Source organism: Ramlibacter sp. 2FC (assembly GCF_005503345.1).
In the GTDB taxonomy this organism is placed as follows: domain Bacteria; phylum Pseudomonadota; class Gammaproteobacteria; order Burkholderiales; family Burkholderiaceae_C; genus SCMQ01.
The window spans coordinates 1-18,638 of record NZ_SCMM01000068.1 but is presented as its reverse complement, the minus strand read 5'-3'; the positions used below and the strand labels follow the sequence as shown (position 1 = coordinate 18,638).

20 protein-coding genes are annotated in these 18,638 nt (G+C 71.0%); 7 read left to right on the top strand and 13 right to left on the bottom strand.

Features of this window, described 5'->3' with window-relative positions:
• Nucleotides 1–171: helix-turn-helix domain-containing protein (locus FFS10_RS20515; RefSeq protein WP_137896460.1), on the top strand; the 171-nt coding region annotated here is incomplete at its 5' end.
• A 22-nt stretch (nucleotides 172–193) separates the two neighbouring features.
• Here FFS10_RS20515 and FFS10_RS20510 read toward each other — a convergent pair.
• Nucleotides 194–1,315: an alpha/beta fold hydrolase gene (locus FFS10_RS20510; RefSeq protein WP_171016197.1), complete on the bottom strand. Its 1,122-nt coding sequence runs from the start codon at nucleotides 1,313–1,315 to the stop codon at nucleotides 194–196.
• 107 nt (nucleotides 1,316–1,422) lie between these two features.
• Here FFS10_RS20510 and pqqA point away from each other — a divergent pair, with 107 nt between their 5' ends.
• From pqqA to pqqE, 5 genes are all read left to right on the top strand, one after another.
• Entirely contained in the window at nucleotides 1,423–1,497 is a 75-nt protein-coding gene (pqqA, locus tag FFS10_RS23710) for a pyrroloquinoline quinone precursor peptide PqqA (RefSeq protein WP_137916495.1), read from the top strand.
• Between the two features lie 68 nt (nucleotides 1,498–1,565).
• The gene (gene pqqB, locus FFS10_RS20500) at nucleotides 1,566–2,495 is read left to right on the top strand and encodes a pyrroloquinoline quinone biosynthesis protein PqqB (protein WP_137896457.1); all 930 of its coding nucleotides are present in this window, start codon (nucleotides 1,566–1,568) and stop codon (nucleotides 2,493–2,495) included.
• Nucleotides 2,495–3,235: a pyrroloquinoline-quinone synthase PqqC gene (pqqC, locus tag FFS10_RS20495; protein WP_137896456.1), complete on the top strand. Its 741-nt coding sequence runs from the start codon at nucleotides 2,495–2,497 to the stop codon at nucleotides 3,233–3,235. Before pqqB ends, pqqC begins: the two co-directional genes overlap by 1 nt.
• 31 nt (nucleotides 3,236–3,266) lie before the next feature.
• Nucleotides 3,267–3,533: a pyrroloquinoline quinone biosynthesis peptide chaperone PqqD gene (gene pqqD, locus FFS10_RS20490; RefSeq protein WP_249931375.1), complete on the top strand. Its 267-nt coding sequence runs from the start codon at nucleotides 3,267–3,269 to the stop codon at nucleotides 3,531–3,533.
• On the top strand, nucleotides 3,517–4,659 hold the full coding sequence (gene pqqE, locus FFS10_RS20485; RefSeq protein ID WP_249931374.1) for a pyrroloquinoline quinone biosynthesis protein PqqE: 1,143 nt from the start codon (nucleotides 3,517–3,519) through the stop codon (nucleotides 4,657–4,659). The genes pqqD and pqqE overlap by 17 nt, the downstream gene beginning before the upstream one ends.
• 302 nt (nucleotides 4,660–4,961) lie before the next feature.
• Here the strand turns inward: pqqE and FFS10_RS20480 are convergent, their stop codons facing one another.
• From FFS10_RS20480 to FFS10_RS20460, 5 genes are all read right to left on the bottom strand, one after another.
• Nucleotides 4,962–5,285, bottom strand: coding sequence for a c-type cytochrome (locus FFS10_RS20480; RefSeq protein ID WP_212744163.1), 324 nt, complete (start codon nucleotides 5,283–5,285; stop codon nucleotides 4,962–4,964).
• A 65-nt stretch (nucleotides 5,286–5,350) separates the two neighbouring features.
• Nucleotides 5,351–7,093 carry a PQQ-dependent methanol/ethanol family dehydrogenase gene (locus tag FFS10_RS20475; RefSeq protein WP_137896454.1) on the bottom strand — a complete coding sequence of 581 codons (1,743 nt, stop codon included), beginning with the start codon at nucleotides 7,091–7,093 and terminating at the stop codon, nucleotides 5,351–5,353.
• A 232-nt stretch (nucleotides 7,094–7,325) separates the two neighbouring features.
• Entirely contained in the window at nucleotides 7,326–8,153 is an 828-nt protein-coding gene (locus FFS10_RS20470; protein WP_137896453.1) for a lanthanide ABC transporter permease protein PedC, read from the bottom strand.
• A complete protein-coding gene (locus FFS10_RS20465) occupies nucleotides 8,138–9,325 on the bottom strand; it encodes a type 1 periplasmic-binding domain-containing protein (RefSeq protein ID WP_249931373.1) in 1,188 nt (395 codons plus the stop codon). The genes FFS10_RS20470 and FFS10_RS20465 overlap by 16 nt, the downstream gene beginning before the upstream one ends.
• A 10-nt stretch (nucleotides 9,326–9,335) precedes the next feature.
• On the bottom strand, nucleotides 9,336–10,328 hold the full coding sequence (locus tag FFS10_RS20460; protein WP_137896452.1) for a YVTN family beta-propeller repeat protein: 993 nt from the start codon (nucleotides 10,326–10,328) through the stop codon (nucleotides 9,336–9,338).
• 115 nt (nucleotides 10,329–10,443) lie between these two features.
• Between FFS10_RS20460 and FFS10_RS20455 the strand changes: the two genes are divergently transcribed.
• Entirely contained in the window at nucleotides 10,444–11,211 is a 768-nt protein-coding gene (locus tag FFS10_RS20455) for a lanthanide ABC transporter ATP-binding protein PedB/LutE (protein WP_137896451.1), read from the top strand.
• A gap of 30 nt (nucleotides 11,212–11,241) precedes the next feature.
• On the opposite strand, the gene FFS10_RS20450 is transcribed toward FFS10_RS20455, so the two are convergent.
• The 7 genes from FFS10_RS20450 to exaC form a co-directional block, all read right to left on the bottom strand.
• Nucleotides 11,242–12,066 (bottom strand): undecaprenyl-diphosphate phosphatase, encoded by an 825-nt coding sequence (locus FFS10_RS20450; protein WP_137896450.1) that lies wholly within the window; start codon nucleotides 12,064–12,066, stop codon nucleotides 11,242–11,244.
• A 79-nt stretch (nucleotides 12,067–12,145) separates the two neighbouring features.
• Nucleotides 12,146–12,712, bottom strand: coding sequence for a YceB family lipoprotein (locus FFS10_RS20445; protein WP_137896449.1), 567 nt, complete (start codon nucleotides 12,710–12,712; stop codon nucleotides 12,146–12,148).
• 24 nt (nucleotides 12,713–12,736) lie between these two features.
• Nucleotides 12,737–13,972, bottom strand: a complete 1,236-nt coding sequence (locus tag FFS10_RS20440; protein WP_137896448.1) for an ABC transporter permease — start codon at nucleotides 13,970–13,972, stop codon at nucleotides 12,737–12,739.
• Nucleotides 13,969–14,682 carry an ABC transporter ATP-binding protein gene (locus FFS10_RS20435; RefSeq protein WP_137896447.1) on the bottom strand — a complete coding sequence of 238 codons (714 nt, stop codon included), beginning with the start codon at nucleotides 14,680–14,682 and terminating at the stop codon, nucleotides 13,969–13,971. Before FFS10_RS20435 ends, FFS10_RS20440 begins: the two co-directional genes overlap by 4 nt.
• Before the next feature lie 13 nt (nucleotides 14,683–14,695).
• Nucleotides 14,696–16,288, bottom strand: coding sequence for an efflux RND transporter periplasmic adaptor subunit (locus FFS10_RS20430; protein ID WP_137896446.1), 1,593 nt, complete (start codon nucleotides 16,286–16,288; stop codon nucleotides 14,696–14,698).
• Between the two features lie 79 nt (nucleotides 16,289–16,367).
• A complete protein-coding gene (locus FFS10_RS20425; RefSeq protein ID WP_137896445.1) occupies nucleotides 16,368–16,724 on the bottom strand; it encodes a DUF779 domain-containing protein in 357 nt (118 codons plus the stop codon).
• A 69-nt stretch (nucleotides 16,725–16,793) separates the two neighbouring features.
• Nucleotides 16,794–18,314, bottom strand: coding sequence for an acetaldehyde dehydrogenase ExaC (exaC, locus tag FFS10_RS20420; RefSeq protein WP_137896444.1), 1,521 nt, complete (start codon nucleotides 18,312–18,314; stop codon nucleotides 16,794–16,796).
• Nucleotides 18,315–18,638 lie beyond the last annotated feature (324 nt).

Genomic DNA, 18,638 nt, shown 5'->3' with positions numbered 1-18,638 from the left:
CCCCCTCAGGCCGCCTGGGCGGACAAGGACCTGCAGCAGGTCGAACTCCAGGCCATCCAAAGCGCCCTCGCGCGCTGTGGCGGCAATGTCTCGGCAGCGGCGCGCCTGCTGGGCGTGTCGCGCAACACCATCTACCGCAAGGTGCCGGAGCTGGCGCAGAAGAAGGACTAAGGCCGCGCCCGCCTGGGCCGGCTCAGGCGCCCGGACCTGGCGCCGCGGCGCCGCAGAGCGCGGCCCGCAGCGCCAGCGCCATGGCCGGTTCCGACGCCAGGTGGCCGGCGTGGACCCAGGTCGACACCACGGCCCCTACGGCCTCCTCTTCCCCCTCCTCACCCGCCCGTTCCGCCCCGGCCAGCCAGGCCTGCAGCCTGCGCGTGTTGCGCGGCGTGCAGACCGCATCGAAGCGGCCGTGCAGCAGCCGGACCGAACCCGGCCCCGCCTGCGCCAGCCATTCGCGCCAATCCGGCAAGGCGCCGCGCAGCAGGCGGTCGCAGCCACGCGACAGCAGCCGCGCCTGCAGCGCCAGCTTGCGCTGCTGCGCCGGCGCGAGCGGCCGCCCCATGCGCTGTGCCGCTGCGCTGCGGTTCGCGCTGCGCCGCAGATCGCTCCAGGCGCTGCGCAGGCGCGCCGGCGCCACGGCCGCGGCCACCCGCGCATCGGCCGCATGCAGCCAGGCCCGGCGGGCGCCGCGCGCCGCGCTGCGGCCCTCGGCCAGCCCCCAGGCATGGGCGAGCTCGCGCGCCGCTGGCACAGGTGTTGCAAAACGGAGCAGCCTGTGCGCCGCCGCCAGCCAGCCGGGCAGCCCCAGCCGCGATGGCGGCGGCAGGCCGGCGCGCCGCAGCGCAGCCCGCGGCATCGCGCGCACCAGGCCCCAGACATCGTCGGCGCCGCCCAGGAAGCTGCCGCGCAGCACCAGGCGCTCGACCGAGGCCGGGTGGCGGCGCAGATAGGCCAGCGCGAGATAGCTGCCCCAGGAGCCGCCGAGCAGGGACCAGCGCGGAACGGCCAGCGCGACGCGCAGCGCCTCGAGGTCCGACACCATCGCCGCCACCGGCAGGCGAGCGGAACGCCTGCCGCCCGCCGCGGCGCTGCCGCGCTGGTGCGGCCCCCAGGCCGCATGGCGCGCGCCGTCGAAGGCCGCCAGCAGCGCGGGCGAGGCGCCGCTGCCGGGACCGCCGTGCAGGGCCAGCCAGGGCGCGCCCCCGGCCTCGCCGAGCCGCCAGCCCGACTGCAGGCCGGTGGAGGTGGCCAGGCGCCAGGGCCGCGGCCCTGAAAGGGCCGGCGTTGTGGAGCCGGAGACGGGGTGAGACTTCATGGCACGGATGGTGCATGCAAGAGGCATGCAAAGCGTTGTTGTTCCGGCCTGCAACAGCCGGTGCGATACCGACTCTGCATTCCCATCAAGCACTTCAGGAGACTCTCATGCAATGGACCACGCCCACCTTCGTCGACATGCGTTTCGGCTTTGAGATCACGATGTACATCGCGAACCGCTGAAGCCGCAGGCTGCGGCGCGCGTGCCAACACTGGCCCGCACCGCAGCCTGTCGCCAAGCCCCCGCCGCCATGGCTGAATCCACCTACCTCCGCGTCCTGGGCGCATCCGCCGGCGGCGGCTTCCCCCAGTGGAATTGCAATTGCGCGAACTGCCGTGGCGTGCGCGCCGGCCAGCCCGGCCTGACGCCGCGCACCCAGTCCTCGGTGGCCTGGAGCCGCGACCGCCAGGACTGGCTGCTGTTCAACGCCTCGCCCGACATCCTCACCCAGCTGCGCGCGCAGGCCCAGCTGCAGCCCGCGCGCGCCCTGCGCGACAGCGGCATCGCCGCCGTGCTGCTGATGGACGCGCAGATCGACCATGTGACCGGCCTGCTGATGCTGCGCGAGCGCGGCACGCCGCTGCCGCTGCACGCCACGCCCGAGGTCCTGGGCGACCTCGCGAGCGGCCTTCCCTTGATCCCCCTGCTCGGCCACTACTGCGGCGTGCAGCAGCATCCGCTGGCGCTGGACGGCAGCGCGCTGCGCTGGCCCTTCCTGCCCGCCGCGCGCCTGGAGCCCCTGGCCCTGAGCAGCAAGCCGCCGCCCTACTCGCCCTGGCGCGAGGCGCCGCGACCCGGCGACAACATCGGCGTCTCCCTGGTCAACGAGCGCACCGGCCGGCGCCTGTTCTATGCGCCCGGCCTGGCCGAGATCGGCCCAGCCGTGTGGCAGGCCATGCAGGCCGCCGACGTGGTGCTGGTCGACGGCACCTTCTGGACCGACGACGAGATGATCCGCAGCGAGCTAGGCACCAGGCGCGCCCTCGAGATGGGCCACCTGCCGCAGTCCGGGCCGGGCGGCATGCTCGAGCAGCTGGCGCGGCTGCCCGCCAGCACGCGCAAGCTGCTGATCCACATCAACAACAGCAACCCCATCCTGCGCGAAGACGGCCCCGAGCGAGCCCAGCTCGCGGCCGCCGGCGTGGAAGTGGCCTGCGACGGCATGGAGATCGCCTTCTGATGGACACCCTGCACGAACCCGCCTGGAGCCGCGAAGACTTCGAGGCCAGGCTGCGCGCCAAGGGCGCGGCCTACCACATCCACCACCCGTTCAACCTGCGGCTCAACAGCGGCCGGTGCAGCGCCGACGAGGTACGCACCTGGGTCGCCAACCGCTTCTACTACCAGGTCTGCATTCCGCGCAAGGACGCCGCCGTCCTCGCCAACATGCCCGACCGCGAGCACCGGCGCCTGTGGGCCCAGCGCATCCTGGACCACGACGGCCATGGCGACTTCGAAGGCAGCGCCGCCGGCGGCATCGAGGCCTGGACCCGCCTGGCCGAGGCCGTGGGGCTGGACCGCGAAGCGCTCTGGAGCCTGCGCCTCGTCGTTCCCGGCGTGCGCTTCGCCTGCGACGCCTATCTGAACTTCGCGCGCCAGGCGCCTTGGCAGGAGGCCGTGTGCTCCTCGCTGACCGAAATGTTCGCGCCGCAGATCCACAAGGACCGGCTGGCGACCTGGCCGCAGCATTACCCCTGGATAGAGCCTGCGGGGCTGAGCTATTTCCGCCAGCGCATCCCCCTGGCCAGCCGTGACGTGGAGCATGGCCTGCGCGTCACGCTCCAGCATTTCGACACGCGGGCGCTGCAGCTGCGCGCGCTGGACATCCTGCAGTTCAAGCTGGACATCCTGTGGTCCATGCTCGACGCGATAGCACAGGCCTGCGCGGCCGGCCAGGGCAGCGCACTGGCCCGCGCCTGAGACATCACTTCCGTCGCCCAAGGTGAACCTCATGAGCACGCACGAAAGCTGGAAACCCCGCATCGCCCCCGGCATGCGCCTGCAGATGGAGCCCACCCAGAACGCCTGGGTGCTGCTCTACCCGGAAGGCATGGCCAGGCTCAACCCCTCGGCCAGCGAGGTGCTGCGGCGCTGCGATGGCACGCTGGACGTCGCGGCCATCACCGCCGAGCTCGAAGGCCTGTTCGAGATCCGGGGCATCTTGCCGCAGGTCCAGGAGCTGGTCGACGAAGGAGCGCGCCGTGGCTGGATCGTCTGAGGCCGCTGCAGTCCAGCCGCCGTTCTGGCTGCTGGCCGAGCTCAGCTACCGCTGCCCGCTGCACTGCGTGTTCTGCTCCAACCCGGTCGACTATGCCGGCCTGGGCGACGAACTCGACACCGCGTCCTGGAAGCGCGTGTTCGAGGAGGCGCGCGCCATGGGCGCGGTGCAGCTCGGCTTCTCGGGCGGCGAGCCGCTGCAGCGCGAAGACCTGGAGGAGCTCGTGGCCCATGCGCACGGCCTGGGCTTCTACACCAACCTGATCACCTCGGGCATTGGCCTCAGCCCCGAGCGAGCGCGCCGGCTCAAGGCCGCCGGCCTGGACCATGTGCAGCTCTCGTTCCAGGACTCCACGCGCGAGCTCAACGACTTCCTGAGCCACACGCGCACCTTCGAGCTCAAGAAGCGCGTCGCCGCCCTGATCAAGGCCAACGGCTGGCCCATGGTGATGAACGTGGTGCTGCACCGGCACAACCTGCCCCATGTGGAACGCATCATCGAGCTCGCGGTCGAGCTCGGCGCCGAATACCTGGAGCTGGCCAACACCCAGTACTACGGCTGGGCCTGGCTCAACCGCGAGCACCTGCTGCCCAGCGCCGAACAGCTGCGCGAAGCGGAACGCGTGGTGAACCGCTGCCGCGAGCGGCTGAACGGGCGCTGCAAGATCCTGTTCGTCGTGCCCGACTACTTCGAGGAGCGGCCCAAGGCCTGCATGAACGGCTGGGGCTCGGTGTTCCTGGCCGTGGCGCCCGACGGCCTGGCCATGCCCTGCCACGCGGCCCGCCAGCTGCCGGGCCTGGCCCTGCCCAGCGTGCGCGAGCAAAGCCTGCGCGAGATCTGGCACCACAGCCCGGCCTTCAACGCCTACCGCGGCTCGGACTGGATGGCCGAGCCCTGCCGCTCCTGCGACGACAAGGGCAAGGACTTCGGCGGCTGCCGCTGCCAGGCCTGGCTGTTCACCGGCGACGCGGCCGCCACCGACCCGGTCTGCGGCAAGAGCCCGGAGCACGAGCAGGTGGTGAAGGTGGTGCGGCGCGCAGCAGCGCCGGCCGCCCATCCGCTGGTGTTCCGCAACGAAGCCGCCTCGCGCGACCCGGCTGTGCTGGCGCGCGCCCTGGCGCGCTAAGACCGTCGTTGCGCTCCACGCCATCGCGCCCGCGCTGCGACGCGGTGCCGTGTTCCGTTCATGTCCCCCGGCGCCGGCCTTCGTCCGTCGCCTCCTCCTTTTCACTGCACACGACACCGCGCCGCAGCGCTCCGGCCAGCTCTGTGGTGCGCGAAGCAGAGGCGCGCGACGGGTGGTGGACCCGAAGGGGACGGCGGGTGAAGGGCGCAGTCAAGGAGGAGACGAGGGCGGCACGCCCTCGTCGGGGGACATGAACGGAGCCGTTCGCCCACCGTCCCCGTCTCGCCGCGCAAGAGGGGGCTTCAATGCGTCAGCACCCAGCCCACGATGCGCCGCACGTCCGCCTCGGGCAGCGCGCCATGCGGCGGCATGGGGATGCGGCCCCAGGTGCCGCGCGAGCCGTTGCGCACGCTCTGCGTGAGCCGGTCGGCGGCGTCGGCCTGGCCGCGGTTCTTCTCGGCGATCGCCTTGAACGCCGGGCCGACCACCTTTTCCGCGGCGGAGTGGCAGGACATGCAGCCCGCGTCGCGCGCCAGCTGCTCGGGTGAGTTGGCCCAGGCCGCGGACGCCGACAGCGCCGCGCACAAGGCGAGATGTTTGAGCCCATGGGGCATAGGAATTGGCATGGCCATCGCTCCAGATCAATGTCGAAGAAGCCGCGGGCGGCGCATCGCCCGCCCGCGGCGCTGCATCAGCCCTTGTGGAGCTTGAACACCCAGATCGAGCCGCCCTGCTCGAGGAAGTTGACCTTCTTGGCCACCTCACCGCCCCACAGCGGCACGGCACCGCCCCAGCCCGAGACCACGGAGACATACTGCTCGCCGTCCTGCTCCCAGGTGACGGGCGGCGCGACGATGCCCGAGCCGGTCTGGAACTGCCAGACCACCTTGCCAGTCTTGGCGTCGGCCGCCTTCAGGTAGCCCTCGGGCGTGCCCCAGAACACCAGGTTGCCGGCCGTGGTCAGCACCCCGCCCCACAGCGGCGCGGAGTTCTTGACCTCCCAGGCGATCTTGCCGGTCCTGGGGTCGACGGCGCGCAGCGCGCCGATGTAGTCCTCGTACAGCGGCTTGATCGTGAAGCCCGCGCCCAGGTAGGCCGCGCCCTTCTTGTAGGTGACGGGTTCGTTCCAGATGTCCATGCCCCATTCGTTGGCCGGCACGTAGAACAGGCCGGTCTGCGGGCTGTAGGCCATGGGCATCTGGTTCTTGCCGCCGAGGAAGGACGGCGCGGCGAACACGTCCTGGCCCTTCTTGCCGTCGCCGGCCGTGGGGTCGCCGGGCCGGCCCTCAGCCACGAAGTCGGGCCGGCCCGTGGCCTTGTCTATGCCCTTGGCCCAGGTCACCTTGGTCACGAAGGGGAAGGCGTTCTGCAGCTTGCCGTTCTCGGCGTCGATCACGTAGAAGAAGCCGTTGCGGTCGGCCTTGGCGCCCATGCGCTTGCCGCCCATGTCGAAGGTGACGAACTCGTTCACGCCGTCGAAGTCCCAGCCGTCGTTGGGCGTGGTCTGGTAGTGCCACTTGATCTGGCCGCTCTTGACGTCGAGCGCGACCGTGGAGGCCGAGTACAGGTTGTCGCCCTTGCGCAGGTGGCTGTTCCAGGGCCCGGGGTTGCCGGTGCCGAAATAGGCCAGCCGGGTCTTGGGATCGTAGGTGCCGCCCAGCCAGGTGGCGGCGCCGCCGGTCTTCCACATCTCGCCGGGCCAGGTGGCGTTGGTCGTGCCGCTCACGCCGGTCTCGACCGCCTTGCCCTCGGCGTCGTAGCGGTAGCCCATGTGGCCCTCGACCATGGGGCGCACCCAGACCAGCTTGCCGCTCATCGGGTCGCGCGCCTCGACGCGGCCGACCACGCCGAACTCGCCGCCCGACACGCCGGTCAGCAGCAGGCCCTCGGCGATCAGCGGGGCCGCGGTGTAGGAGTAGCCGGCCTTGTAGTCGTCGATCTTCTCGCGCCACACCACCTTGCCGCTGTCCTTGTCGAGCGCCACGAGCTGGGCGTCCAGGGTGCCGAAGATCACCAGGTTGCCGTAGATGGCCGCGCCGCGGTTGATCACGTCGCAGCAGGGCATGATGCCCTCGGGCAGGCGGTGCTCGTACTTCCAGAGCTTCTGGCCGGTCTTGGCGTCCACGGCGAACAGGCGCGAGTACGAGGCCGTGACGTACATCTTGCCCTCGTGGATCAGCGGCTGCGACTGCTGGCCGCGCTGCTTCTCGCCGCCGAAGGACATGGACCACACCGGCACCAGGTTCTTGATGGTCTTGGCATTGACCTGGGCCAGGGTCGAGTGGCGCTGGCCTTGCGGGCCCAGGCCCCAGCTCAGCACGTCGCCCGGCGTCTTGGCGTCGTTCTCTATCATGGCGTCGGTGACGCCGGCAGCCTGTGCGCCCAGCTGGGTCGCGGCCATCAGCACAAGAAGGCTGAGCAGTTTGCGTTTCATCGCGTTGTCTCCTGTGGGTTTGCCTGCATGGGGGTTGTTGCTTCGGCCCGGGCCTGGCCCCGACCACTGGATCCCCGTCCCCATTTGCGCCAGAGTTCCAACACTCTTTTGGCAAAACCCGTGCCACCGGAAAAACCGCCCTGACGCGGGTCAAATCCCCCGGAAAACGCCGACCTTGTTCCAGCCTGGCACAAGGCGCTGTCACAGCCCGCTGCTCCACGCGGAGACAGGCTCAGTCTCCTTTGCGCCTGATCCAGCCGCGCTGCGGGTCGTAGCCGCGCAGGGCCAGGGCGCTGGCCACGGCCAGCGTGGCGACGACGACCGCCAGCGCCTCGCCGTTGAGCTGCCCGTGCAGGGCAAAGCGCAGCGCCTCCACGGCGTGGGTGAAGGGATTGAGCTGGGCCAGCCGCTCGAGCCACAGCGCACCCGACTCGCGCAGCTTCCACAGCGGGTAGAGCGCGCTGCTGATGAAGAACATGGGGAAGATCACGAAGTTCATCGCACCGGCGAAGTTCTCGAGCTGGCGCACGTAGACCGACAGCCACAGCCCCAGCGCGGCCAGCATCAGCGCCACCAGCAGCATCACCGGCAGGGCGGCGAGGATCTGCCCCGCCGACAGGCCCAGGTCCAGCGCCCAGGCCAGCGCGGCAAACACCACCATCTGCAGCAGCGACAGCGCGGCCGCCGCGAGCAGCTTGGACAGCAGCAGCCAGCTGCGCGGCAGCGGCGCCGTCAGCAAGAGGCGCATGGCGCCGGTCTCGCGGTCGTGCACCAGGGCCAGCGAACTCTGCATGCCGTTGAACAGCGCCACCATCGCCAGCAGGCCGGGCAGCACGTAGAGCCGGTAATCGATGTAGGTGTCGTAGGGCGGCAGGATGGCCACGCCGAACACGTTGTGAAAGCCGGCCGCGAACACCAGCAGCCACAGCAGCGGCCGCACCAGCGCGGCCCCGAGCCGGGCCGGCTGGCGCAGGAAGCGGCCGACCTCGCGGCGCACGATGGCGCCCATGGCGCGCCAGCGGTGGGCCAGCGGGCCGGGCCGGGTCAGCGTTTCTTGCATGCGCTCTCGCCTTCGTCGGCGCCCAGGGTGTCGAGCCGCTCGCGCGGGTGCATGGCGCCCTCCAGTGGCGCCACCGCCGCCACGCCGTCGCCATGCGCGAGGATCAGCGGCTGGCGCAGCTGCCCGTCCCAGGGGCGGAAGCTCACCGTGCCGCCCTTGAAGCCGTCCACCGTCACGCTGCCGCTGCGCAGGGCCTGCAGCTGCTGGGCCAGACTGGCGCGAGGCCTGTCCTCCAGCACCGCCGCGACCGCCTTGACCGCGACCCAGGCCGCCCAGTCCTGCCCGACCATGGGCCGCCCGGCCTGGCGCTGGAAACGCCGGTTGAGCTGGGGCGCGCCATAGCGCTCCCAGCGCGGGTGCCAGGCCAGCGCGACCAGGCCGGCATGGCCCGCCACCGGACGTGGCTGGGCCGTGTTGTAGGGCAGGCTGCGCGCGAACTCGCCGTCGCTGTCCAGCACCACCACGGCGTCGTGTGCCGGCTCGGCCGTCAGCAGCCGGGCATTGCCCTGCGCGCGCTGGCGCGGGTCGCCCGAGAGCAGGAAGCGGCGCTCGGCCTTCACGCGCAGGCCATGGCGCTTGAACGCCGCCTGCCAGACCTCGCGCAACCGGGCATCCTCGGGCCGCGGGCCGACCAGCCAGAGCAGCTCGCGCCAGCTGCGCGCGGCCAGCCACTGGGCCAGCGCGTCGGCGCGCATGCGATCGCTGGGCAGGGTGTGCAGCCACTGCGGGTGGCAGGCAGCGCCGCGCAGCTCGTCGCTGCCCTCGGCGACGTTGAACACGATGGGGGGCCGCGCAGCCAGGGCGACCCAGGCCTGCATCAGCGCCTTCTGCTGCGCCAGCGGCAGGTCCAGCAGCAGGTAATGGGCGCCGCGCTGCGCCAGCTGGGCCGCCAGGGCGGGGGCGTCCTGGCCGTCCCATTCCAGGCTCTGGAGCTTGAGCTGGTGCCCGGCGGCATCGAGCACCGGGCGGCTTTCCTCGGCTGCCACCTGGGCGGCGGCCAGCAGCCGCCCTGTGGGATGGCCGGGATAGGCCTGCTCGATGCGCGTGCGGTCCAGGCGCGGGTCGTCCTGCAGGCCCACCACCAGCAACTGCCAGGTCGCGGCCCCCGCTATGCCCGGGGCGAAGGCGAACGCGGCCGTCCAGGCCAGGCAGCGCGCCAGCATGGCTAGCATGGCGCCTCCCCTACTTCACCAGGATGCTGTGCGGCACGCGGCCGGCCGGCACCGTCTTGAGCGCGCGGCCGCCGGCCGTGTCGACGATGGACAGGTCGTCCGACAGGCCGTTGGCCACGTACAGGCGCGAGCCGTCGCGGCTCAGCGCCAGCCCCCAGGCGCGCTTGCCCACCAGCACCACGCGGCGCACGGCGCGGCTGGCCACGTCGACCTCGGCCACATGGTTGGCGCGGCCCAGGCCCACCCAGGCGGTCTTGCCGTCGGGCGTCATCAGGAGGTCCACGGGCGTGATGTCGCTCTTGCGCATGCCGGGCAGCTCGAAGGACAGCGTGTGCTTCACCGTGTGGCTGGCGGTGTCGACGATGCTGACGCTGGCCCCCAGCTCGTTGCTGACCCAGAGCTCGCGGCCGTCGGGGCTGAGCGCGAAACGGCGTGGGCGCTTGCCCACCTTGATCTGCGCCACGGCCTTGCGCCGGGCCAGGTCGATCACGTGGACCGCGTTCGCCACTTCGGACGTGACATAGGCCAGCCTGCCGTCCGGCGCGACCAGCACGCCCTCGGGCTCGCCGCCGGTCTTGACCGCGAACAGCGGCTTTTTGGTGGCCAGGTCGTAGGCCGCCAGCTCGCTGTCCTCCTCGATCGAGACATAGGCCGTGCGGCCGTCGGGCGAGAGGCCGAAGATCTCGGGGCTCTCGCCGGTCGGCACGGCATCGACCTGCCGGCCGGCCTCCGGGTCGACCACGCCGAGCTGCTGGCTGTCGCCGCAGGCCACCAGGATGCGGCGGCGGCCGTCCTGCCAGGCCATGTGGCGCGGACGCTTGCAGACCGCGATGGTCTTGAGCAGTGCGCCGTCCGGCTGCAGGACCAGGATCTGGTGGTCCTTCTCGCTGCTCACGTAGACCTGGGCGGCGGCGGGCGCGGCCAGCAAGGCCAGCAAGGCCCCGACCAGCCCGATCCGGCTCAGGCCATGCAGGGCCCGCCGGTGAATGAGGTGCGGCTCCATCGTGTGTCTCCGTTTTGTGTGTGGCTTGGAACGCAACGCAAAAAGCGGACCAGTGGCGTGGCAGGCACGGCTCCTGCTCCATACGGAGCAACTGCTCCATCCTGCAACACTGCCCATGAACATCCAGGCCACCGCACCCGCCCCGACCGCCACCGGCTGTGACACCGCCCTGCGGGTCGAGGGCCTGGGCAAGTCCTATGGCCGCCACAAGGCGCTGGACGAGGTCTGCTTCAGCTTGCGCCCCGGGCAATGGGGCGCGCTGCTGGGCGAGAACGGCGCCGGCAAGTCCACCCTGGTCCAGCTGCTGTGCGGCCTGTTCACGCCGGACCAGGGCCGCATAGAGATCCTGGGCCTGGACCTGGCGGCCCGCCCCTGCGAGGCGCTGGCCCAGCTCGGCGTGGTGTTCCAGCAGCCGACGCTGGACCTGGACCTCAGCGTGCTCGACAACCTGCGCTACCACGCCGGCCTGCACGGCATGGCGCCGGGCCTGGCGCGCCAGCGCATCGCCGAAGGGCTGGACTGGGCGGGCCTGGAACCCGTCGCGCGCGCCAGGGCGCGCACGCTCTCTGGCGGCAACCGGCGCAAGCTGGAGCTGGTGCGCGCCCTGCTGCACGCGCCCCGGCTGCTGCTGATGGACGAGGCCACGGTGGGGCTGGATACGGCCAGCCGCCAGCAGCTGCTGGAACTGGTGGAACGCCTGGTGCGCGAACAGGGCCTCAGCGTGCTGTGGACCACGCACTGGGTGCAGGAGGTGGCCCGGGCCGACGCGCTGCTGGTGCTCAAGCAGGGGCGGCTGCGCTTCGCCGCCCCGCCGGCCGCGCTGCTGGCGCGGACCGGCACCGAGGACCTGGAACAGGCCTTCCTGCAGCTGAACCGCGGCTGAGCGAAGGGGCCCGGCGCGGCTCTTGACCGCTCAGGCCGCCCAGCGCACCGTGCCGCTCCAGGCCGTGCCCAGCACCACCAGGCCGAACACGATGCGGTACCAGGCAAAGGGCACGAAGCTGTGGTTGGCGATGTAGCGCAGCAGCCAGCGCACGCAGACCCAGGCGCTGAGGAAGGAGAACAGCAGGCCCACGCCGAACAGCGGCAAGTCGGCCAGCGACAGCAGCGCGCGCTGCTTGTAGAGGCTGTAGGCGCCCGCGCCGATCAGGGTGGGGATGGCCAGGAAGAAGGAGAAGTCGGTCGCCGCGCGGCGCGACAGGCCCAGCAGCATGCCGCCGATGATGGTGGCGCCGCTGCGGCTGGTGCCCGGCACCATGGCCAGGCACTGCACCAGGCCGACCTTGAACGCGTCCAGCGCCGTCATGCTGTCCACGTTCTGGATGCGTGCCTCGCTCTGCGGGCGCTTCTCGGCCCAGAGGATCACGAAGCCGCCGAGGATGAAGGTGCTGGCCACCACGACGGGCGTGAACAGATGCGCCGTGATCGCCTTGCCCAGCAGCAGGCCCAGCACCACGGCCGGCAGGAAGCCGATCAGCACGTTCAGCGTGAAGCGCTGCGCCCTGGGCTGGCTGGCCAGGCCCTGCACGGTATCGCGCAGCCTGGCCCAGTAGACGATGACGACCGCCAGGATGGCGCCGGTCTGGATGGCGATGTCGAACACCTTGGCCTTCTCGTCGTCGAAGCCCAGCAGGGCGCCGGCCAGGATCAGGTGGCCCGTCGACGAGATCGGCAGAAACTCGGTCAGGCCCTCGACGATGCCCATGATGGCGGCCTTGACCAGCAAAACGATGTCCAAATCACTCTCCCTCGCTTGAGCCGCGCATGTTAACTGCTGGCGGGCGGCCCTCCGGCGCCGGCGTCCGCATCGGGGCCGCTCAGGGGCGCTCGACGGGAACCAGATGCAGTTGCAAGCCCCCCGGCACCACGCGCAGTTCGCCGGGCTGCAGGCCGCGGCGGCCGGCCTGCTGCAGGTCCTCGGGCCGGAAGCGGTGAATCGGAAAGTCCTGCAGCAGGTCCTGCGCCAGCAGGCCGCCGAGCCGACCGGCGCGCGACTGCTGGGCCGGCGGCAGGCCCGCCAGCTGGAATTCCTCGACCCGCACGTCGGCGAGGCGCACGCTGCTGTCGCTGGGCTCGTAGCGCAAGCCGTAGCTCAGCTGCAGCAGGCCGGTGTAGGCGCGCCCACCGGTCAGCGGCCCGCCCAGGCGGTAGGGCAGCTGGGTGGCGATGCGGTTTTCCTCCGGCATCAGCTTCAGGCGCGGCGCATCGAGCGCGATGTCGAACACCTCGAGGTAGCGGCCCTGGCGCGGGAACTCGCGCGCGATCAGGGCCGCCAGGCGGGCCTCGCTGATCTCGACGACCCGGGGCTCGGGCTGCAGGGCCGCGCAGGCCGCCAGCAGCAGGGCCAGGCACGGCAGGGCGACGCGCTTGAAGTTCATCCACATGGCGATTTCCTTGCTCGTTCGGCCTTACTCGTAGCGCAGGGCCTGGATCGGCAGCAGCCTGGAAGCACGCCGCGCCGGGTAGTAGCCGAAGAACACGCCGACCAGGGCCGAGAAGCCGGCCGCGAGCAGCACCGCGCCGGCCGTCATGCTGACCTGCCAGCCCGCGAAATGCCCCACGCCCCAGGTCGCCAGCCCGCCCAGGGCCACGCCGATCGCGCCACCCAGCAGCGCCAGCGTCACGGCCTCGATCAGGAACTGGGCCAGGATGTCGCGCCCGCGCGCGCCCACGGCCATGCGCAGGCCGATCTCGCGCGTGCGCTCGGTCACGCTGACCAGCATGATGTTCATGATGCCTATGCCGCCGACCACCAGGCTCACGCCCGCCACCGCGGCCAGCAGCAGCGTCATGATGCGGCTGGCCGACTCCTGGGCCTGCAGGATTTCGGTCAGGTTGCGGATGGCGAAGGGGTCTTCGGTGCCCGGTTGCACCTTGAAGCGCTGGCGCAGCAGCTCGGTGATGCCCTCCTCGGCCGCACGCATGCTCATGCCTTCGTGGACCTTGACCGAGATGCTGCCCACGCGCTTCAAGCGGCTGGCCGCGTCGCCGCCCCAGATGCGGTTGCGCAGGGTGCTGATCGGGATCATCAGCACGTCGTCCTGGTCCTGGCCCAGGCTGTTCTGGCCCTTGGTGTCCAGCACGCCCACGATGGTCATGGGCACGCCGCGCACGCGCACCATCTGGTCCACCGGGTCCTGGTCGCCGAACAGCTCGCGCGCCACGGTGGCGCCTATCCAGGCCACCTTGGCCGAGCCGGCCAGCTCCGCCGCGTCGAACGGGCGGCCCGACACCAGGCCCCAGTCGCGCGCCTCGAGGTAGTCGTTGGTCACGCCGAAGATGGTCGTGCCCCAGTTGCTGTTGCCGGCCACCACCTGGCCGCTGGTGCGCGAAGTGGGCGCGGCCACCTGCACCTCCGGGATCTCGAGCGCGATGGCCTGCGCGTCCTCCTCGGTCAGGCGCTGGCGCGTCTGCGCGCCCAGGCGCACGCCGGCCTGCGAGACCCCGCCCGGCAGCACCAGCATGATGTTGGAGCCCAGGCCCTTCATCTGCGCCTGCACGCGCTCGGTGGCGCCGCGGCCCACGGCGATCATGGTGATCACCGCCGCCACGCCGATGATGATGCCCAGCATGGTCAGGATGGAGCGCAGCGTGTTGGCGGCAAGCGCACGCCAGGCGGATCGGAGAGCAGCCAGCCAGCTCATGCAGGTGTCTCCTGGTCCCGCGCCTTCGGCTGCTGGACCACATCCTCCACGATCAGCCCGTCGCGGAACAGGATGCGCCGGCGCGCCCAGTCCGCGATGTCGTGCTCGTGCGTCACCAGCACCACCGTCATGCCCTGGCGGTTGAGCTCCGTCAGCAGGCCCATGATCTCGGCACTGGTCTGTGTGTCGAGCGCGCCCGTGGGCTCGTCGGCCAGGATCAGCGACGGCTGGTTGACCAGGGCGCGCGCGATGGCCACGCGCTGCTGCTGGCCGCCCGAAAGCTCGGCCGGCGTGTGGCGCCAGCGCTCGGCCAGTCCGACGCGCTGCAGCGCCGCCATGGCGCGCGCGTGCCGCTCGGCCGAGTGCACGCCGGCGTAGACCATGGGCAGCTCCACGTTCTCCAACGCGCTGGTGCGCGGCAGCAGGTTGAACTGCTGGAACACGAAGCCGATCTGGCGGTTGCGCAGTGCCGCCAACTGGTCGGGTGTCATGCGGTCCACGGGCTCGCCGGCCAGGCGCAACTCACCGGCCGTGGGCCGGTCCAGGCAGCCCAGGATGTTCATCAGCGTGGACTTGCCCGAGCCCGAGGCGCCCATGATGGCGACGAACTCGCCGGCCGCTATGTCCAGCGACACGCCACGCAGCGCCTGCACCTGCTGCTCGCCCATGGCGTAGTGCTTGGCCAGCCCGCGCGCTTCGATCAGGGCCATGCCGTACGCCCCTTCAGAAAGGCAGGCGCAGGCCGGCCGCCGGGCGCGACGCACCGCTGCCGCCGCTGGCGGCGGGCGTGCCGGTGATCACCAGCTGGCCCTCCTTGAGGTCGGCAGCCTCGGGGCTGTCGGCCGCCAGGCGCAGCTCGGTGCTGCTGCCGTCGCTGATGCCCAGCCGCACGCTGAGTGCGCGCGGCTTGCCGTCGGCGCCCAGCAGGTAGACGCGGCCGCGCGCCGCCGGCCCGCCGCGCGCCGCCTGCGCAGCCTCGGCCACCAGGGCCGTGTACTTGGGCTGCTGCTCGGGGGTCAGCAGCGCACCGACGCGGCTACGGATCTCGGCCGTGACGCGTTCGCGCGCCTTGCCGCGCTCCTCGGCCGGCAGCTCGCGCAGCTCGGCGAAGCGCGGCCGTGCCTCGGTGTAGATCGCGTCCACCTGCTGCTGCTGGGCGGGCGTGAGCTGCAGCTCGGCCACCAGGCGGGCGCGGAACGCCTCGGCGCCCTGGGCACGGGCCGCCGGCGCGTCGCTAGGCGCCGCGGGCTGGGACGGCTGCGCCGGCGGTTCGACGCCGGGAATGCGCACGCGCAGCGCCGCGTTCGGCAGCTTGAGCACGTCCTCGCGCTGGTCGGTGACGATGCGCACGTTGGCCGTCATGCCCGGCAGCAGCCGCGCATCGGGGTTGGAGAAGGCGATCACGCCCACGTAGGTGACCACATTGGCCAGGTTCTGCGCCGCCTTGCGCACCTGGGCCACGCGGCCCTCGAAGCTCTGGCCCGGAAAGGCGTCGACGGTGAACGTGGCCTTCTGGCCGGTGCGGATGCGGCCCACGTCGGCTTCGTCGATGGCAGCATCGACCTGCATGTCGCGCAGGTTCTGGGCGATGATGAACAGCTCGGGCGCCTGCAGGCTGGCCGCCACGGTCTGGCCGCGCTCGATGGCGCGCTTGATCACGATGCCGTTGACCGGCGACAGGATGCGGGTGCGTCCCAGGTCCACGCGCGCCTGCGCCAGCGCCGCCTGGCGCTGGGCCACGTTGGCCTGGGCGCTCTTGACCTGGGCCTCGGTCACGCCGAGCTGGGCCTGCGCCGACTTGAGCGACTCCTTGGCGGTGTTCACCGCCGCGCGCGTGCGGTCGGCCTCGCTCTGCGCGATGAAACCCTGGGCCACCAGGCTCTGGTTGCGCGCGTGCGTGCGCTCGGCCTCGGCCAGGTCGGTCTGGGCGCGCGAGACGCCGGCGCGGCTGGCGGCGGTGTTGGCCTGGGCCGTCAGCACCGCAGCCTGGGTGGCGTCCACGTCGGCCTGGGCTTGGCGCACGCGGTATTCGAAGGTCTCGGGGTCGATCACCGCGATCAGCTGGCCGGCCTTGACCTCGGCGTTGAAGTCGACCAGCACCTCCTTGATCTGGCCGGACACCTGGGTGCCGATCACCACCTGGCTGACCGGGTTCACCGCCCCGGTGGCGGCCACCGTGGCCTGCAGCGGCCCGCGCTCTATCGGGGCCGTGCGGTAGGCCTGCGACTCGGATGCGCCGCGCTGCGTCCACCACAGCGCGCCGCCCGCGGCCAGCGCCAGCAGCACGGCCGCCGCGATCCAATGGCTTTTCTTCATGCACCGATTGTAGGAATGCCGTCATTTCCCCTTTCGCATACCTGCGTATCGGTCCGGTAAAGATGGCGCCGGACGGGCCTCAGAGCCCCAGCGCCCGGCATTCGGCGTCGCTGAACACGCGCGAGCGGGTGTGGAAGGCCTTCCCTTGCGGCCCTTCGAGCGAGAAGGTGCCGCCATGGCCCTCGATCACGTCGATGATGAGCTGGGTGTGCTTCCAGTACTCGTACTGGTTGACGCCGATGTAAAACGGGCAGCCCCCGATGTCACCCAGGTAGACATCGCCCGCGCCTATCGTGAGCTCGCCGGGCAGGTAGCAGTTGGCGGCGCTGTTGTCGCAGCAGCCGCCGGACTGGTGGAACATCAATGCGCCATGCTTGCGCTTGAGGATCTCGATCAATTCCAGCGCCGCCTCGGTGGCAATGACCTTGTCGACCATGCAGCTCTCCTTGTACATCCAGCGCAGGAGCGGCGCCCGCCGCCCCCGCGTTCATCCCGCGTGCGGGGTTCAGAAGAAGCCGAGCTTGCTTTCGCTGTAGCTGACCAGCAGGTTCTTGGTCTGCTGGTAGTGGTCCAGCATCACCTTGTGGGTCTCGCGGCCCATGCCGGACTCCTTGTAGCCGCCGAAGGCCGCGTGCGCCGGGTAGGCGTGGTAGCAGTTGGTCCAGACGCGGCCGGCCTTGATGGCGCGGCCCATGCGGTAGGCCACGTTGCCGTTGCGGCTCCAGACGCCGGCGCCCAGGCCGTAGAGCGTGTCGTTGGCGATGGCCAGGGCCTCGGCCTCGTCCTTGAAGGTGGTCACGGCCAGCACCGGGCCGAAGATCTCCTCCTGGAAGATGCGCATCTTGTTGTGGCCCTTGAACACCGTGGGCTGGACGTAGTAGCCGTCGCCGAGCTCGCCGGACAGTTGCGCGCGCTCGCCGCCGATCAGCACCTGGGCGCCCTCCTGCCGGCCGAGGTCGATGTAGGACATGATCTTGGTCAGCTGCTCGCGCGAGGCCTGGGCGCCTATCATGGTCTCGGTGTCGAGCGGGTTGCCCTGCTTGATCGCGGCGATGCGGTCCAGGCAGCGCGCCATGAAGCGCTCGTAGATCGACTCATGGATCAGCGCGCGCGAGGGGCAGGTGCAGACCTCGCCCTGGTTGAAGGCGAACAGCACCAGGCCCTCGATGGCCTTGTCGAGGAAGCCGTCGTCGGCGGCCATCACGTCGGAGAAGAAGATGTTGGGCGACTTGCCGCCGAGCTCCAGCGTGGCCGGGATCAGGTTGTTGGCCGCGGCCTGGGCGATCACGCGGCCGGTGCTGGTGGAGCCAGTGAAGGCGATCTTGGCGATGCGCTTGCTGGTGGCCAGCGGCATGCCGGCCTCGCGGCCAAAGCCGTTGACCACGTTCAGCACGCCGGGCGGCAGCAGGTCGGCGATCAGCTCGACCAGCACCAGGATGCCGATCGGCGTCGATTCGGCGGGCTTGAGCACTACGCAGTTGCCGGCGCCGAGCGCGGGCGCGAGCTTCCAGGCGGCCATCAGGATGGGGAAGTTCCAGGGGATGATCTGGCCGACCACGCCCAGCGGCTCGTGCAGGTGGTAGGCCACCGTGGTCTCGTCGATCTCGCTGATGCCGCCTTCCTGGGCGCGCAGCGCGCCGGCGAAGTAGCGGAAATGGTCGACGGCGAGCGGGATGTCGGCGTTCAGGGTCTCGCGCATCGGCTTGCCGTTGTCCACCGACTCGGCGTAGGCCAGGACTTCCAGGTTGGCCTCGATGCGGTCGGCGATCTTGAGCAGCAGGTTGGCGCGCTCGGTGACCGAGGTCTTGCCCCAGCGCTCGGCGGCGGCGTGGGCGGCGTCCAGCGCCAGCTCGATGTCCTCGGCGCCCGAGCGGGCGGCCTGCGTGTAGCGCATGCCGGAGATCGGCGTGATGACGTCGAAGTACTCGCCCTTGACCGGAGCGACCCAGCGGCCCCCGATGAAGTTGTCGTACTGGGCCTTGTAGGCGATCTTGGCACCGGCGGCGCCGGGGGCAGCGTAAAGCATGTTGTCTCCTCAGGATGGACGATGAAGCGAAGGGAATGCCCTCGCGGGCCCTGACCTTCCTCAAGTTCCATGCCAGCCCCACCGATGCGCGCAAGCCATTGATTTTTATGAAATTTCATTTGACGACTGGTTCGCTGCGGCGACCATCAGAGCGTGCAACGTTGCAGAAGAGGACAGCTGTCACAGGACGATCCAGGACGGCGCCGCCGAAAATTGAGTAGGGTGAGGGGTTACCCCCTCAGCCCTCTCACACCACCGTACGTGCGGTTCCGCATACGGCGGTTCAAGCGGAACACTGGAGGTGCTGGTGGATGGACACCAGCG

Bases quoted from the DNA above. Each gene is read 5' to 3' on its own strand.
- FFS10_RS20435 (WP_137896447.1), bottom strand. From the start codon at position 14,682: ATGGCCCTGATCGAAGCGCGCGGGCTGGCCAAGCACTACGCCATGGGC.
- exaC (WP_137896444.1), bottom strand. From the start codon at position 18,314: ATGCTTTACGCTGCCCCCGGCGCCGCCGGTGCCAAGATCGCCTACAAG.
- FFS10_RS20475 (WP_137896454.1), bottom strand. From the start codon at position 7,093: ATGAAACGCAAACTGCTCAGCCTTCTTGTGCTGATGGCCGCGACCCAG.
- FFS10_RS20440 (WP_137896448.1), bottom strand. From the start codon at position 13,972: ATGAGCTGGCTGGCTGCTCTCCGATCCGCCTGGCGTGCGCTTGCCGCC.
- pqqC (WP_137896456.1), top strand. From the start codon at position 2,495: ATGGACACCCTGCACGAACCCGCCTGGAGCCGCGAAGACTTCGAGGCC.
- FFS10_RS20445 (WP_137896449.1), bottom strand. From the start codon at position 12,712: ATGTGGATGAACTTCAAGCGCGTCGCCCTGCCGTGCCTGGCCCTGCTG.
- FFS10_RS20460 (WP_137896452.1), bottom strand. From the start codon at position 10,328: ATGGAGCCGCACCTCATTCACCGGCGGGCCCTGCATGGCCTGAGCCGG.
- FFS10_RS20430 (WP_137896446.1), bottom strand. From the start codon at position 16,288: ATGAAGAAAAGCCATTGGATCGCGGCGGCCGTGCTGCTGGCGCTGGCC.
- FFS10_RS20470 (WP_137896453.1), bottom strand. From the start codon at position 8,153: ATGCAAGAAACGCTGACCCGGCCCGGCCCGCTGGCCCACCGCTGGCGC.
- FFS10_RS20465 (WP_249931373.1), bottom strand. From the start codon at position 9,325: ATGCTAGCCATGCTGGCGCGCTGCCTGGCCTGGACGGCCGCGTTCGCC.
- pqqD (WP_249931375.1), top strand. From the start codon at position 3,267: ATGAGCACGCACGAAAGCTGGAAACCCCGCATCGCCCCCGGCATGCGC.
- FFS10_RS20425 (WP_137896445.1), bottom strand. From the start codon at position 16,724: ATGGTCGACAAGGTCATTGCCACCGAGGCGGCGCTGGAATTGATCGAG.
- pqqB (WP_137896457.1), top strand. From the start codon at position 1,566: ATGGCTGAATCCACCTACCTCCGCGTCCTGGGCGCATCCGCCGGCGGC.
- FFS10_RS20455 (WP_137896451.1), top strand. From the start codon at position 10,444: ATGAACATCCAGGCCACCGCACCCGCCCCGACCGCCACCGGCTGTGAC.
- FFS10_RS20510 (WP_171016197.1), bottom strand. From the start codon at position 1,315: ATGAAGTCTCACCCCGTCTCCGGCTCCACAACGCCGGCCCTTTCAGGG.
- FFS10_RS20480 (WP_212744163.1), bottom strand. From the start codon at position 5,285: ATGCCAATTCCTATGCCCCATGGGCTCAAACATCTCGCCTTGTGCGCG.